18 protein-coding genes and 1 pseudogene are annotated in these 15,586 nt (G+C 36.3%); 2 read left to right on the forward strand and 17 right to left on the reverse strand.

The genetic code is table 11. From position 1 onward, the window contains the following. The 4 genes and pseudogenes from H964_RS05370 to ruvC form a co-directional block, all read right to left on the reverse strand. Positions 1–281, reverse strand: a 281-nt coding sequence (locus H964_RS05370) for an epoxyqueuosine reductase QueH (protein WP_039765499.1), incomplete at its 3' end; no start/stop codon positions are given. Beyond that, complete coding sequence (gene ruvB / locus H964_RS05375; protein WP_039765444.1) at positions 278–1,282, reverse strand: Holliday junction branch migration DNA helicase RuvB; 1,005 nt, start codon at positions 1,280–1,282, stop codon at positions 278–280. The genes ruvB and H964_RS05370, both read right to left, overlap by 4 nt. 33 nt (positions 1,283–1,315) lie before the next feature. Continuing rightward, positions 1,316–1,906, reverse strand: a complete 591-nt coding sequence (ruvA, locus tag H964_RS05380) for a Holliday junction branch migration protein RuvA (protein WP_039765446.1) — start codon at positions 1,904–1,906, stop codon at positions 1,316–1,318. Beyond that, positions 1,903–2,404 (reverse strand): annotated as a pseudogene (gene ruvC / locus H964_RS13505) (crossover junction endodeoxyribonuclease RuvC). The gene ruvA and the pseudogene ruvC overlap by 4 nt, the downstream one beginning before the upstream one ends. A 154-nt stretch (positions 2,405–2,558) precedes the next feature. On the opposite strand from ruvC, the gene H964_RS05390 reads away from it, so the two are divergent. Next, entirely contained in the window at positions 2,559–3,041 is a 483-nt protein-coding gene (locus tag H964_RS05390; protein WP_039765448.1) for a GNAT family N-acetyltransferase, read from the forward strand. 92 nt (positions 3,042–3,133) lie between these two features. Here H964_RS05390 and H964_RS05395 read toward each other — a convergent pair whose 3' ends face one another. Then, complete coding sequence (locus tag H964_RS05395) at positions 3,134–4,450, reverse strand: alpha-glucosidase/alpha-galactosidase (RefSeq protein WP_039765450.1); 1,317 nt, start codon at positions 4,448–4,450, stop codon at positions 3,134–3,136. Between the two features lie 167 nt (positions 4,451–4,617). Next, positions 4,618–6,135, reverse strand: coding sequence for an arabinosylfuranosidase ArfA (gene arfA / locus H964_RS05400; RefSeq protein WP_039765452.1), 1,518 nt, complete (start codon positions 6,133–6,135; stop codon positions 4,618–4,620). 266 nt (positions 6,136–6,401) lie between these two features. Here arfA and H964_RS05405 point away from each other — a divergent pair, with 266 nt between their 5' ends. Continuing rightward, positions 6,402–7,316 (forward strand): ArsR/SmtB family transcription factor, encoded by a 915-nt coding sequence (locus tag H964_RS05405; RefSeq protein WP_039765454.1) that lies wholly within the window; start codon positions 6,402–6,404, stop codon positions 7,314–7,316. Positions 7,317–7,380: 64 nt separating this feature from the next. On the opposite strand, the gene H964_RS05410 is transcribed toward H964_RS05405, so the two are convergent. The 11 genes from H964_RS05410 to H964_RS05460 form a co-directional block, all read right to left on the reverse strand. After that, complete coding sequence (locus tag H964_RS05410) at positions 7,381–7,854, reverse strand: hypothetical protein (protein ID WP_039765456.1); 474 nt, start codon at positions 7,852–7,854, stop codon at positions 7,381–7,383. Between the two features lie 69 nt (positions 7,855–7,923). After that, positions 7,924–8,589 (reverse strand): DUF2225 domain-containing protein, encoded by a 666-nt coding sequence (locus H964_RS05415; RefSeq protein WP_039765459.1) that lies wholly within the window; start codon positions 8,587–8,589, stop codon positions 7,924–7,926. A gap of 14 nt (positions 8,590–8,603) precedes the next feature. After that, a complete protein-coding gene (locus H964_RS05420) occupies positions 8,604–9,980 on the reverse strand; it encodes a VanW family protein (protein WP_039765461.1) in 1,377 nt (458 codons plus the stop codon). A gap of 7 nt (positions 9,981–9,987) precedes the next feature. Next, complete coding sequence (locus H964_RS05425) at positions 9,988–10,527, reverse strand: 2-oxoacid:acceptor oxidoreductase family protein (RefSeq protein WP_039765462.1); 540 nt, start codon at positions 10,525–10,527, stop codon at positions 9,988–9,990. A gap of 2 nt (positions 10,528–10,529) precedes the next feature. Continuing rightward, entirely contained in the window at positions 10,530–11,270 is a 741-nt protein-coding gene (locus H964_RS05430) for a thiamine pyrophosphate-dependent enzyme (RefSeq protein WP_039765463.1), read from the reverse strand. A gap of 35 nt (positions 11,271–11,305) precedes the next feature. Then, entirely contained in the window at positions 11,306–12,358 is a 1,053-nt protein-coding gene (locus tag H964_RS05435) for a 3-methyl-2-oxobutanoate dehydrogenase subunit VorB (protein WP_187147294.1), read from the reverse strand. A 3-nt stretch (positions 12,359–12,361) separates the two neighbouring features. Continuing rightward, the gene (locus H964_RS05440; RefSeq protein ID WP_011917076.1) at positions 12,362–12,565 is read right to left on the reverse strand and encodes a 4Fe-4S dicluster domain-containing protein; all 204 of its coding nucleotides are present in this window, start codon (positions 12,563–12,565) and stop codon (positions 12,362–12,364) included. A gap of 25 nt (positions 12,566–12,590) precedes the next feature. After that, positions 12,591–13,274: a hypothetical protein gene (locus H964_RS05445; RefSeq protein ID WP_237738210.1), complete on the reverse strand. Its 684-nt coding sequence runs from the start codon at positions 13,272–13,274 to the stop codon at positions 12,591–12,593. A gap of 48 nt (positions 13,275–13,322) precedes the next feature. Then, positions 13,323–14,321 carry a hydrogenase expression/formation protein HypE gene (gene hypE / locus H964_RS05450; RefSeq protein WP_039765466.1) on the reverse strand — a complete coding sequence of 333 codons (999 nt, stop codon included), beginning with the start codon at positions 14,319–14,321 and terminating at the stop codon, positions 13,323–13,325. Next, positions 14,318–15,364, reverse strand: coding sequence for a hydrogenase formation protein HypD (gene hypD / locus H964_RS05455; RefSeq protein WP_039765468.1), 1,047 nt, complete (start codon positions 15,362–15,364; stop codon positions 14,318–14,320). The genes hypE and hypD overlap by 4 nt, the downstream gene beginning before the upstream one ends. Then, a complete protein-coding gene (locus H964_RS05460; protein ID WP_011917071.1) occupies positions 15,351–15,575 on the reverse strand; it encodes a HypC/HybG/HupF family hydrogenase formation chaperone in 225 nt (74 codons plus the stop codon). Before H964_RS05460 ends, hypD begins: the two co-directional genes overlap by 14 nt. Positions 15,576–15,586 lie beyond the last annotated feature (11 nt).

The raw sequence follows: 15,586 nt of genomic DNA on the forward strand, positions 1-15,586 counted from the left end.
GTCTTTTCAAGTCTTGTACTGTAGCAGTAAATACATCTTGAATTTTCTCTAAATGCGCAGTTTCGCAAAAATTCCTCAAGTGGATAATCTTCCAATACAATAAGCTTATTACCTCTTATCTCATAAAACTTTTTTGCAGCATCTAATCTATTCTTGAACTCTGTGTATGGGTGAATATTAGGATTGTAAAAAAGCCCATAGACTTCATGTCCTTCCTCTGTAAGCTTGTCAAGAGGATAGATACTGCAAGGCCCACAGCATGTATGCATTAAAATCTTCATCTCTTATCACCGCCAAACTTTGACTTTGCAATATGAGTTATTGCTTTTTGGGTTGCAACTCTGCCACGTGCAGTCTTTACCAAAAATCCTTCTTGAATTAGATATGGCTCGTAAATATCTTCAATTGTGCCTTCATCTTCTCCAATTGCGGCCGCAATTGTTGAAAGTCCAACAGGTCCCCCGCCAAATTTGTATATTATAGCTTCTAAGATGTTCCTGTCAACAATGTCAAGCCCAAGTTCATCAACTTCAAACATCTCAAGCCCTTCAACTGCAACTTCACACGTAATAATCCCATCGTACTTTACCATTGCAAAATCTCTAATCCTTTTGAGTAGCCTGTTTGCAACTCTTGGTGTTCCTCTTGAACGCTTTGCTATCTCAACGCAAGCTCTATCATCTATATCACATTTTAAAATAGAAGCAGATCGTTTTATTATTTGACTTAGCTCCTCTATTGTATAATAATCAAGCCTTTCAATTATACCAAACCTGTTTCTCAAAGGTGATGATAAAAGCCCTGCTCTTGTTGTTGCACCAATCAAGGTAAACGGCGGGATTGAAAGCCTAATTGTTTTAGCAGAGGGTCCTTTGCCAATTACTATATCCACTTTCAGGTCTTCCATTGCAGGATATAAGACCTCTTCAATGGTTCTGTTTAGCCTGTGAATCTCGTCTATAAAGAGAATATTGTTCTCACCAATATTGGTAAGTATGGCAACCAAATCACCTGCTTTTTCAATTGCAGGTCCGGAGGTTACTTTAATATCAACTCCCATCTCATGTGCTATAACATTTGCTAAAGTTGTCTTGCCAAGCCCCGGTGGTCCATACAAAAGCACATGGTCAAGCGGCTCTTTCCTTTTTTTTGCAGCTTCAATGAAAATTCTTATTTTTTCTTTTACCTTTTGCTGCCCAATATATTCATCCAATGTCCTTGGTCTTAGTGACTCTTCATTTAAATCTTCTATGTTAAGTTTTGCATCCAATAATCTTTCCATGTTATTTCATTCCTTTAAACAAAAAATTTATATTTAAAGTCTTGAGAGGCGTCTTAATGCCTCTTTTATCCCATCTTCAATAGAAAGACTTGAAAAATCCTCTGATGATAAAGCCTCATTTATCTCATCCATTTCATATCCTAACGACAAAAGAGCAAGCGAAATCTCTTCAAGCTTTGAATCCTCTTTTTTGATTGCTTGGCTGCTTTCTATTTTAAACTCCTTTTTCAGTGTCTCTTTGAGCTCTAAAATTATCCTACTTGCAGTCTTCTTGCCAATGCCCTTTACCTTTTCGAGCCTTGAACTATTTCCTTTTGCAATCTCTATAATAAGTTCTTCATACGGTATTGTTGAGATTATCTGCAAGGCAAGCTTTGCACCAATGCCACTGACTCTTTGGAGCTTCAAAAAAAGCTCTCTTTCCTCTTTTGTTAAAAATCCATAGCACTCAAGCTCAGACAAATTTTCGTTGAATTTTATATGTATGTAAATTCTCTTTTCTTGGCCAATTAAATCAAGAAACTGGGATGTAATGCAAAAAATCTTTAAAATAACGTTTTTGTAATTTAACAGTATAAAATTGTTCTGAATCTCTTCAATAACTCCAACAATCGAATCTATCATATCCCTTCCTCCTGAGTTACATAAGAACAGCTCCAAAGAGCATGACAAATAGCAACAGCTAACGCATCTGCAACATCGTCAGGTTTTGGAATGTCCGGTAAATTAAGTAACATCTTTATCATTTTTTGAATCTGGGTTTTGTCTGCTTTGCCATATCCTGTTATTGCTTGCTTTACTTGAAGAGGTGTGTATTCATAAACATTCAGACTATTTTTAACGCATGTTAGAATAATTACACCTCTTGCCTCTCCTACCGAAATTGCAGTTTTAGAATTTTTATTAAAAAAAAGACTCTTCAATTGCAACAACATCTGGCTGGTAAAGTGTAATAATTGAAGTAAGCTCATTGTGCAGATGAAAAAGCCGCAGTGACTTTCTCATTTCACTTGATGTTTCAATCTTGCCAAAATCAATTACCCTGAATGATGAATTTCCCTTAAATTCAACTAATCCATATCCAGTTAGTGCAATTCCTGGGTCTATTCCTAAAATTCTCAACTTCCTATCAAGCCCTTTCTATTCCTTATGATTTTTTCTTAAGAACACTGATTCTTTATTCATTTTAGCACATTTTTTTAATTTTATCCACAGATATATACTTGCATTTTTATTCTTTTTAATTTATAATTATGCAAAGAGGGGGCAGTATATAATGGAGTTTGTAGTACGAAGGGCAACTTATGATGATATAAAAGCAATAAAGGAAATAACAAAAGAAGCATTCACAAAGTATTGCGAGCTTGCAGGAATCGACCCTGCTAAAAACGCAGCTGTGAACGAAACTGAAGAGGATATAAAAAGGGATATAGACACAAAAGAGGTCTATGTTGCTTTTATGGATGGAATAATTGTTGGCACAATCAGAGTTGAAATCTTTCCTGACAAAACAGCATATATTAGCCGTTTTGGAGTAAGGCTCAACTATCAAAACAATGGTGTTGGCAAGGCACTTATGAAAGTTGTTGATGAGAGACTCAAAGAGCTTGGAGTCAAAAAGGTTTATCTTCACACTGCATCTAAGGTGAGAGATTTGGTTCGATTCTACTATGCAAGGGGTTTTTATATTGTGTCAACATCAAATGAAAATGGGTACATCAGAGCACTTTTGTGTAAAGAGTATGATGAAGAAAATTAAAGGGCTTTGCACAGTTCATTATAATGTGGAAATTTTTAACTTCTTATGTGCAAAGCCCCTTTGGGCCTTTTAATTTCTATTGTTAATCAAAATTACCTATAAAACTTCTCTGGCAACCATTCTTTTTCTGCTTCAAACATCTCATCTACCATCTTGCGTATTTCATCCAAATCTAAAACAGCACTTGTGAGAGGGTCCACCATAATAGCATGATAAACTGCTTCTCTTTCACCTGTCAAAGCAGCAATCACAGCAAGCTCCTGCACGTTTATATTAGTCCTATTCAAAGCTGCAAGCTGTGGTGGAAGATCTCCCACATGAGTTGGCTGGATACCATTTTTGTCAACCAAACATGGTACTTCAACGCAGCATCCTTCAGGCAGATTTGTAATCAAACCTTTATTTTCAACATTACCATTTATCACACTTGGAGTATTTGTCTCTATAGAATGGATGATAGTTGCACAGTATTCGTTACTTCTTTTCAGATCAATATAGTCTGCCTCTGCCATTTTTCTTAGGTCATCAAGCAAAGTTTTTGCAGCATCTAAGCAGCAGTGTAAATACATACCATTGTAATGTTCTTTGTGCCATGAATGGGTTCTATGGATTTTATTTATCCAATCGTCACTCTTTCTAAAATAGGGAACATATTCAGACATGTGAAAACTTGACTCTGAAACATAATATCCAAAATGTTTTAGTATCTCGAACTTGGTAACATCCTGGGTATAGATTTCTGGGTCATTTGCTTTTTCTCTTATAAGAGGATATGCATCTTTCCCATTCCACTCAAATTTTAAAAACCATGCCATGTGGTTTATACCTGCGCATAAGTATGAAATCTCTTCCATTTTTGCCTCAATAATCTTTGCTAAAAATTCAGCAGTTCCTTGAACACTATGACAAAGTCCTACATTTTTTATATTAGTAGCCTTATTTAACGCCCAGCAATTCATGGCCATTGGATTTACATAGTTAAGTAAAAGTGCGTCAGGACACAGCTCTTCCATGTCCTTTGCAATGTCAAGTAAAACCGGTATTGTTCTAAGAGCCCTGAAAACTCCACCTGGACCTATTGTATCACCAACTGCCTGTTTTACACCATATTTTAGAGGAATGTAAATGTCATACTCGAAAGGTTTTAAACCTCCAACCTGTATTGTGACAATAACATATTTTGCACCTTTTAAAGCCTCTTTTCTATCGGTTGTGGCTTCAAGTTTGGTAGGATACTTTTCCTGGTCAATGAGTTTTTGCAGAGTTTTTCTCATAAATTCAAGCCTTACACTGTCAATGTCCATAAGCGTTATTGTAGAGTCTCTTAGCTCTGGATATGATAAAATGTCTCTTACCAAGTTCCTCGTAAAAACTCCACTTCCTGCCCCTATTATGGCTATTTTGAGCATACCTTCATCTCCTTCCATTAATGAATTTATTCTTTATTCTAACTTTTCGGTTACTGGATTTGAATCTAATAATTTTGAAATTTCTATTAGATTTTATAAAGCAAACAAGACAGCTTCTTAAATTTTATACTTTTTTAGAAGCTGTCTTGCCTCCTTAAGCGAAATAGTTAATTTTCTCTTTTCTTTAATCTAATTACATTCCATGAGAATTTGGGCAATATGGATGTTAAAACATTACCTTCTATCTTTGAATTTCCACCTTTGTGGGGCACGACATTGTCAGGCTTATCTTGAGTGTTTCCTTTGTAAATATCATCACTTTCATATACAATGTGCTCCACAACCTCAAATCCTTCAAAACCATCAAGCTTAAATTCAACTTGCATCTCCTCTTCTAAATCTCTGTTGACGGCAAAAACTGTTATTTCATCCTTTTCCTCATTGTATGTTGCGACTGTTTCAATGTATGGAACATCAGTAAAGTCTTTTGAATCATATTTAGGGGAATTTACCTTAGGAAGTAATGCAACCCCATGACCATAGTTTGCAGCATGCATGAAAGGATAGTATATTACCTGTCTGTAAGCAATTCCACCTTTTACAGTGGTAATTGGGGCAATGACATTTACAAGCTGGGCCATGCACGCTATCTTGACCCTGTCACAATGCTTTAAGAGTGCAATCAGCATACAACCCACTAAAATTGCATCTTCGAACACATAATCTTCTTCAGCAATTGCACGAATTTGTGCCCAGGGCTGTGCTTTTTCGTCTTTCCCCTCAAGATGAGCATGATACCATACATTCCATTCATCAAATGAGATATTGACAACCTTTTTACTTCTCTTTTTAGCCTTTACATAATCAATTGTGGAAATTACTGTCTTTATAAACTCTTCCATTTCAAGTGATTTTGCAACAAAGTTCTTTGTGTCTTTCTCAGGATTTCCATAGTACACATGTAGAGAAACATAATCTACAAGGTCATATGTGTGGTCCAAAACAATTGCTTCCCACTCAGGAAATGTGGGCATTTTTGGCCCTGAGCTTCCAGCTGCAACAAGCTCTATAGTGGGATCTATCCACTTCATAACCTTTGCTGTCTCTCTTGCAATTCTGCCATACTCATGGGCTGTTTTATGACCTATCTGCCAGTCACCATCCATCTCGTTCCCAAGACACCATACTTTTATGTTGTGCGGCTGTTCATAACCATGATGACGTCTCAAATCACTGTAGTATGTGCCGCCTGGGAAGTTGCAATATTCAACTAAGTTTCTTGCAGCGTCAATTCCACGTGTGCCAAGGTTTACTGTCATCATAACAGAGGTGTTTGCTCTTTTTGCCCATTCAACAAATTCGTTTACACCAACCTCATTTGTCTCGATGGCTCTCCACGCAAGCTCAAGTCTTCTTGGTCTTTTTTCTTTTGGACCAATACCGTCTTCCCAGTTATACCCCGACACAAAATTGCCGCCAGGATATCTTACAATAGGAACATTCAGCTGCCGAACAATTTCTAAAACATCCTTTCTAAACCCCATTTCATCAGCCTGCGGATGGTCTGGTTCATAGATTCCTGTGTATATTGCTCTTCCCATGTGTTCCAAAAATGAACCGTAGATTCTCTTGTCTACTTGCCCGATTACGAACTCCTTATCGTAGATGACTTTTGCTTTTTTCATGTATTTCCTCCTTTCTTATTTTCTAATATCATTTGAGTATACTTTCAAAGTATGTATTTAGTTTAATTCCAATTAAAATATTTTAATTAAATTATACAAGCCATATTTGAGATAATCAAGTTTACTGTTAAAACTTTTTATAAAAAACTTGTATATATACAAGTTTCTCAGCTTTGATTTACAAGCCTTGCTTGTTTCTTGCAAATTATTTTAAAACCAGCTAAAATAAAAATGTTTAAATCTATAAAAAAGGGTGGAATAAAATCATGAAACAAATAGACAATCTCAAAGAAGCAAAAATACTTTTTGAAGCTTTAGCTTCTGATGCAAGATTAGAAATTATAAACCTTCTGAGTAAGCATCGTGAAATGAATATGAACGAAATTGCGCAAAAACTTGGACTTACAAATGGTGCAGTTACTCAGCACATGAAAAAGTTAATTGCTGCTGGGATTGTTACAATCAGTGCAGCTTCAGGAAAACATGGCAATCAAAAGATTTGCCGTCTTGTTGAAGACAAAATAATTATTAATATTGTCACAAAGCATCCTCAAAAATTATATGAGTGCGAAATCAAAGTCGGTAATTATTCTATCTTTGAGGTTTATCCAACCTGCGGACTTGCAACAAAAGACAAGATTATTGGGGAATTTGATGACCCAAAATATTTTGCTCATCCTGAACATGTTAATTGTGATATTATTTGGTTTATGAAAGGTTATGTAGAGTATATGATTCCCAATTTTCTAAAACCAAATCAAATAGTTACTGAGATTCAAATTTCATTTGAAATTTCTTCTGAGGCACCTGGAGTAAGAGAAAATTGGCCCTCAGATATCTACTTTTATATCAATGGAGTCGAATTGGGATTCTGGACATGCCCAGGAGATTTTGGTGAAACCAGAAGAGGAATTTTTACACCTTCTTGGTGGCCTACTGGAGTAAATCAATATGGTTTACTTAAAGTCCTTACAATATCTAAAGATGGAACTTATATAGATGGTTCCAAAATTTCAAATATTACATTAAAAGATATCGACATAGAATCTAAAAACGAAATAAGATTTAGAGTCGCTGTTCCTGACCATGCAAAAAATATTGGAGGAGTTACTTTATTTGGAAGACACTTTGGAAACTATGACCAAGATATTAAATTTCGCATATTTTATGAAGAAGTATAAAACAAAAGAGGGGAATGTTCCCCTCTTTTCAGCTCTCGAGATTTCAATTTAATTTTTATGTAAACTATGAAGCTCTTACAACTTTTTTCAAAAACCGAATATCAATCTCATGCTCAACTGTCATGTCACGCAAATACTCAAACCCTTCTTTTAATCTTCCTGTCTGCTGCTCTAAATTGTCAAACCTCTTGTACACTTCATCTCTGAACATAATCATCTCTGTTCTAAATTCTGTCAAGAATGCAACCTGATCATATACAGCATTCATTCTTCTTGTCAGTTCCTTGTTACCTTCTTTCAATATAACAATATCTTGTTTAATAATTTGAACATCTTCCTCAAGCTTCGCAACCCTTTGCTCAACCATGTCGAGTCTTTGCTCAACCATGTCGAGTCTTTGCTCAACCATGTCGAGTCTTTGCTCAACCATATCAAGCCTTTGCTCAATCTTATCTAATCTTTTCTCAATAGTATCAAGTCGCTCATTAATCTTTTCAAGATTTGCAACTATAGCTTGCAAAATATCATTTTCTGGCATTTTTGCCTCCTGGATTTTCAAGTTTTATGGTAATATTATATCATATCTTCTGTCAATTTTCATTATATTTTATTCCATATCTTTCATAATCTGGATTTGGTCCCTTGCAAGTTCAAGAATGTGAGGATTGTTTCGAGCTTCTTTGCTTGATATAAGCCTTGAAAACCACTTTTTCGCCTCTTCAATTTCACCTACTCGTCTCGAAAGTTCACCTATCAAGTACATAACAGTTGCCAAATCTATTTCATCGGTTGATCCTTCCTCATGTTCAAAAGCATCCTTATATGTTTGAAGAGCAAGTTTTTGAAACTCAAGTTCTTTTTCTTTATTTTGACTTAGTCTGTACAGCCATGAAATCCGAAGCAGAATTCCTGCAATCTCATATTTGTTGACTTTCCTTTTAGACGTTGCTGTAATTAAAGCTAACTTGTACAATGTAATGGCATCATCTACTGTTCTTTCAAACGGGATCTCTCTTTTTACCCACTTTTGTTGCACCTTTTCTTTTAACGACTCTATATCCCATTTGGTGAGCTTTCCAAAGTTTTTGTGCAAAGCTGCATAACCACATTCCCCGCAAACAACCACATCATACAAAAGAGGATTTACGCCTTTGTAGTAGACACACAGGTCTGTGTCTCTCTTCTCTACGTAAATTGCTGAACTTTTAACAAATGGCGCTTTAATAGTGCTCTGGCAGACAGGACAAGTCAGTAGTTTTTCGTAAATATCCATAAAAAAGCCCCCTCTTAGTTGTAGACAGAAGAATTTACAGTGGTATTCTCTTTTGTACCTACCAATATTATAGCATTTACCGGCTTGTAATAATCAATGGATAAAAGTTTTTTTTCTTTTAACTTGCCATTTTCATAAATTAGCATATAAGTTTTGACCTTCAGTCCATTTTGAGGCTTATTAGATAACTTTTGTACTCCCTTTGGCAACATAGGGTCGTTTTTGTATACCTTCTTATAAGGCACTTTTTCTAAAACTTCTGATTCAAATTTAACCACTTCGCCTTTATGAGTATTTTCACCGTAGAGGTTAATAGTGACAGTATTTTGAGATGTATAGCTTTCAAGGTAGATTGGTGCGTTGGTTGTATTTTTAAATTTAAAATCAATTGAACCTGAAGCAATTGTAGCATCACGTCCTGGCGGCACATAAGAAATCAAAGCTGAGTGTGGAACTCTTTCAACTACCTTGAGCTGAGCCATTAATACTGCATTGTACATAGTGGTTGCTATCTGGCAAAGCCCCCCACCAACACCATCAACAAATTCATTATTTACAATCACTTTTGCAATCTTAAAACCATTTTCAACTGTAACAGGTCCTATTACTTTTGATAGTGAAAACACTTCGCCTGGCATTATTAAGCTTCCATTTATTTTCCTTGCAGCAATTCTAATATTCTCACTTCTTGCTCTGTTTGATGCATCAAACTTTGTTGTAAATGAACCAATCACCTCTTTAATCTTAGAAAGCTCATTTTTTGTTATTCTCGGAACGATCTGGACAAACCTTGCTCTGACTTTTCCTTCTTTCTTGTTTTTAATCATATCTTTCAATTTATTTATAAGATCATTATAATCAAGTTTTCTTCCCAACTTTTCAGGTGTGATAACAAATTGATTTCCTACCTTTCTAATGCTCGCATTTACAGGAGATTCATAATACTTCTCAAAGAGTTCATCCACAAACTCTTTAAGCTTTCCTCCATTGTATTCAAATTTAAGCCTTATCACAACAGGATGATCATAGACTCTCTTGATTTCTCTGAACCGTCTTGAGATATTCCCTTTTCTTCCTATGGAATAAGCTTGTTCAATTGCCTCACCTATGTTCATTCTAATATCAAGAGATGCATAGTCCAGTTTGTACTCATTTCCATCAACTTCAACCTCAATCTTTTTGCTTCTCAAAGGCTCAAGATAAGTACTTTCTAAAAGCTCATACGCCTCTGCTCTTGTCAAGCCCCCAACAGGTGTGTTTTCGATGTAAATACCTTTATATATTCTATCTGTGTTCAAAACCTGTTTTACATTGCTATAAAGTGTATAACCCAAAATTCCTGCTAAAACCAAAAGCGCTACTACAATCCCAATTAAAACATATCTTCTCACTTCATACTTACCCCCGTCTTGAGATGCATTCAAACCCTTCTTCTAAAGCTCTACAATTTAAGTTATAAATTTGCTCAGTTTTTGAAAACTCTTTTAATACTTCTTTTGCTTCGGAGGTAGAAAACATTTCTTTCAACCTCAAGTACGCCCCAAGCATTACAATATTTGCAACCCGGACACTTCCAAGCTTTGATGCAATCTCTGTTGCAGCTATATAGTAAGTTTTTATATCCTCTCTTTTTGCTTTAATGTCAACAAGAGAGCTATTTATGAGCATAAACCCATCTTTTTTGACTGAAGGTTCAAATTTTTCCAGTGATGGTCTGTTCAAAACAAATAATGTATCAGGATTGAACACAACAGGTGAGCCTATCATCTCATTTGATATTATCACACTGCAGTTTGCAGTGCCACCTCTCATTTCAGGTCCATAAGATGGAAGCCATGAGACATTGTACCCTTTTTTCATTCCAATGTGTGCAAAGATTTGTCCTAAAAACAACACTCCTTGCCCACCAAAACCAGCAATCAAAATCTCCTCTGTCATTTTTAAATTCCCCTACCTTTGTCCTTAAAGATTCCCAAATTATAATATTTCAAAACCTCATTTTCAATCCTCTTCATACTCTCAGCAGGTGTCATACCCCAATTTGTTGGACAGTTTGATAAGACCTCTATGATTGAAAATCCTTCCTTGTTCATCTGTACCTCAAATGCCCTTTTTATTGCTTTTTTGGTAAACTCAATGTTCTTAAGATTATGAATAGATGTCCTTGCAACAAAGGCAACACCGTCTAAAGGTATGAGCATCTCACACAGCTTAATATGATAACCTTGTACTTTTGGGTCACGACCATATGGAGATGATACAGTTACCTGACCAGGAATTGTGGTTGGCGCCATCTGTCCACCTGTCATGGCATACACGCCATTGTTGACAAATATGGCTGTAAAATTTTCACCTCGAGCTGCTGCATGCACAACCTCAGATGTACCAATTGCCGCTATATCGCCATCCCCTTGATATGAAAAAACAAGCGCATCAGGAATACACCTTTTTACGCCTGTTGCAGCAGCAGTTGCTCTTCCATGAGCTGCCGCAACAAAGTCAAAGTTAAAATAGTCATAAATAAAAACAGCACACCCAACCGGTGCTACACCGACTATTTTATGGTCTTTATAATCTTCGTCAATGACCTCAGCAATGAGCCTATGAATAATCCCATGTCCACAACCAGGACAATAATGCATGCTTTCCCCTGTCAAACATTCTGGCCTTTTATATTTCATACTTCATCTTCCTCTCAATCCAATGTGTGCACTTTTTACTTTTTAAGAGAGAAGTAATAACCTACAATCTCAGCTATTGTCGGAATCATACCACCTGTTCTGCCATAAAAATGGACATCTTTTTTGCCCGCAACTGAGAGTTTTACATCCTCAAGCATTTGCCCTAAATTCATTTCCACGTCTATGAAAAATTTGATATTGTTAGAGTTTGCATACTTTTCTATACACTTTGTTGGAAAAGGATACAACGTGATTGGTCTTATAAGTCCTACTTTTTCACCAGACTGTCTTAGTTTATTTACAGCACTTTTCACTATTCTTGCACACATGCCAAACGAAACAAAGATGACCTGCGCATCGTCTGTCATGTACTCTTCTACCATAACCTCATTTTCTTCAATCTTTTTATATTTTTCTTTCAGTTTAAAATTGTGCTTTTCAAGCTCTTCTGGAACTATATAAAGAGAGTTTGTCACCCTTTTTGGTCTATTTCTTTCACCTGTCACTGCCCATGGCTTTTCTGTTCTTGGTCTTTCATAGTTTTCATCAAACTCAACAACCTCCATCATCTGCCCCAACATTCCATCGCCTAAAATCATCACAGGGTTTCTATACCTGTCTGCAAGGTCAAATGCCTTTATAGTAAGGTCAACAGCTTCTTGGACAGAAGATGGGGCAAGAACAATCACCTTGTAATCTCCATGCCCACCACCTTTTGTCGCCTGAAGATAATCCGACTGGGCAGCATTGATATTGCCAAGTCCAGGTCCACCTCTCATAATATTTACAATAACACAAGGAAGCTCAGCCCCTGCCAAATATGATATACCCTCTTGCTTAAGACTAATACCTGGACCTGAGGATGATGTCATAACCCTTTTACCACAGCTTGCTGCTCCATATGCCATGTTAATTGCTCCAACTTCGCTCTCTGCCTGAATAAAAACTCCACCGCTCTTTAGAAGTTTTTTGGCCATATACTGCAAAAGCTCTGTCTGAGGAGTGATAGGATATCCAAAAAAGCACTCACAACCAGCTCTTAGTGCCGCCTCGGCAATAGCTTCATTCCCTTTCATCAAAACCTTCAAAATCTATTCACCTACCTCAAACACTATATCTGGACAAATCTTATAACAGCTTCCACACTCAATACAGGCATTTACATCTTTTGCGTCAACAGGGTTATATCCTTTCTTGTTTATTCTGCTTCTGTCAATATATAGTATCTTCTTGGGACAGACTTCAACACAAAGTCCACAGCTTTTGCACTTATCATACTCTATCCTTAGCTTCACTGCTCAGACCTCCAAAAAGCATTCCTTATCTTATTATATACCTTTTTATGGCATATACAAGAGAATATTTTTTTATCTCCTCCAAAAGGTCTTGCTCAAATAGCTTTTCTTCTACAACAGTCAGGACATACGGGATATCTCTTGCATTTGCTACATCTTGTACAACCTCAAGGCTCTTTAAAATATCCTCAGGCTTTGTTTCAGAAAGTAGATGTGAATTATTTATAATTGCAGTAATGTTCATTCCCAAAATGTTTTCAATTTCCTTCATATTCTCCAAAATTTCTTCTTTTGTTGAGTTAAATGGTCTATAAATGTTAACAACATAAAATAGATTGTATCCCTTTTTTGAAAACAGCTCTCTAAACTGTCCTATAACAGCACTGCCTATTTCATCTCCACCAACATCCACTATATTCACTGCATTTTGCTGATTCAAAGCTTCATATACTTTACCAGACAAAATTGGTAAATCGATACTCTTCCCCTCAAAATGAGTTGAGATAAAGTTTATATTTTTTTTCTCTATAAGTTCTTTCACACTTCGCAAATTATAGTATAAATTTATGACATCAGCGTCAATTAAATTCACATTGAAAAATTCTCCAAGCTCTAAAGAAACGTTTAATGCAATCTCGCTCTTGCCACTTCCTGCTGTCCCAACAAAGATATTTGTCTTCCTGTTGACAAAGCTCAAAGGCACTGTCATACACATAATTTCCACCTTCATCTCCGTCACAGATTTTCGGTTTAAAACTTAGCAGATTCTTGGCAGCATGTCATAGTAAAGCATATCCAAAATCCTTGTCCCACCAAAACTTGTCCTCAGATACACTCTATTTTCTTCTGTATCTTCAATCCACCCAATCTCACACGCCTCTTTGTTATACTTCCTCAAAATTTCCAACGCTCTTTGTTCATTCTTCCTGTTTACAATCGCAACAAATCTTCCCTCACATGCAAGATAATACCAATCAAGCCCTAATATATCACAAAGCGCTTTTACTTCATTTGACACTGGAACCTTGTCTTCCTCAACATATATCGCTACATTCGCCTTTTGTGCTATCTCATTTAGAGCTGTTGCAAGCCCGCCGCGCGTCAGGTCCTTCATATAACAAATATCAATATTTTCCAAAAGTTCACTTATCACTCTATTTAATGGTGCACAATCTGACTCTATCTTCTCTTCAAATCCAAGCTCACTATTGTGCGAATATATGCACGCACCATGTCTTCCTATATCTCCGCTTACCAAAATCACTTGTCCACCTTTTATTTTCTCTATTGAAGGAAGCTTTTCCTCTTTTTCACATACACCAAATCCTGTTGTGTTTATAAAAATCCCATCACAAGAACCCTTTTCAACCACCTTTGTATCCCCTGCTACAATTTCAACACCAGCAATGTCAGCATATTCTTTCATTGACCTCACAATCTTTTGCAAATCCTCAATCGGAAATCCTTCTTCTATTATGAAAGATGCAGTGATGTATTTTGGAACAAGGCCTGAAACTGCCAAATCGTTCACAGTTCCGCAAACTGAGAGCTTCCCTATATCTCCACCTTTGAAAAAGTAAGGTTTTACCACAAATGAATCTGTTGTCACTCCAATCTTTTTTGAAGCTAAATCAAATATAGACGAATCATCACCTCTTTTTAAAATCTCAGAGTCAAATATTGGCTTGAAAAGTTCATTTATAAGCTCATACGTTTGTTTCCCACCATTGCCATGCTCCTTCTGGATAAACTTCATCTTCCTTTCCACTTCCCGTACCTAAAATATGCATTACACGACCCTTCCTGAGATACCATACACGCACCTTTAGGAGAAATTGGTGTACATACCTTCTCAAAAAGAGGACACTCAAATGGCTTTATTTTCCCTGTTAAGACATCTGCACACCTGCAGAGACTATCTTTTTGTTTTGTGTGGTCATATGATATATCAATTGAATATTCGCTAAACTCATCTTTTATCTTCAAACCTCCGCCAGGTATCAATCCCAAACCCCTAAAAAATGCTGACGTTCTCTCAAAATACTTTTCAATATAACCTTTTGCAATCACATTGCCTTCCTTTTTGACCACCCTTTTATATTCATTCTTTACTGTAAAATCTTCACTCAATATGTCCTGGGTAATACTTAAAAGTGAAAGAAGTATATCATAACCTTCAAACCCCGAAATTACAGAGGCAACCTTAAACCTTTCAACAAACTTAAAACCATCTACTCCAATAACTGTCGCAACATGTCCAGGTAAAATTATGCCATCAACCCGTATATGGTTTTGAAGTAAGCTTTTAAGAGGTTCATCAATTGTCTTAAGTTCGTATGCAAACTTAACATTTTTGAGTCCCTTTTCAATCACCTTTTCAAGGCTCAGGGCAAATGCAGGTGCTGTTGTCTCAAACCCGACTGCAGCAAAAATAACTTTTTCGTTATTTTCAAGATGTTCCACTGCATCCACAGGTGAGTACATAACCTTTATTTTTCCACCATTTGCCCGTGCTTGTGAAAGCGATTTTGAGCTTCCTGGCACTTTCAGCAAATCACCAAAGGTATAGATTGTCCACTCTGAGGAAAGTTCTACAAGTCTATCAATATAACCCTCATGCGTAACACAAACAGGGCAGCCCGGCCCTGAAATAAAGTCGATGTATCCTTCAAATAAGGTGTGAAATCCATTTTTGTAGATTGAAACTGTATGTGTTCCACAAACTTCAATGACTTTTAGACTCCGTCCAATTTTTTCGATATTGTTTTTTATCTCCCAAATGAGCTCAGCTGTTTGCATCTTGTACCTCACCAAAGAGTTTTTCTATTTCCTCTGCTTCTTTTTGGTCTATCTTCTCTATTGCAATCCCAGAATGTATCAAGATATAATCACCAACACTTACATTTTTCAAAAGAGCAATGTTTACCATCTTTTTAACACCTAAATACTCAACCAAAGCTTTTTTGTCTTCAAATATCTCAATTACCTTTGCTGGATATCCTAAACACATAATTTTAAAAC

This window comes from Caldicellulosiruptor sp. F32, assembly GCF_000404025.1.
Classification (GTDB): Bacteria; Bacillota; Thermoanaerobacteria; order Caldicellulosiruptorales; family Caldicellulosiruptoraceae; genus Caldicellulosiruptor; species Caldicellulosiruptor saccharolyticus.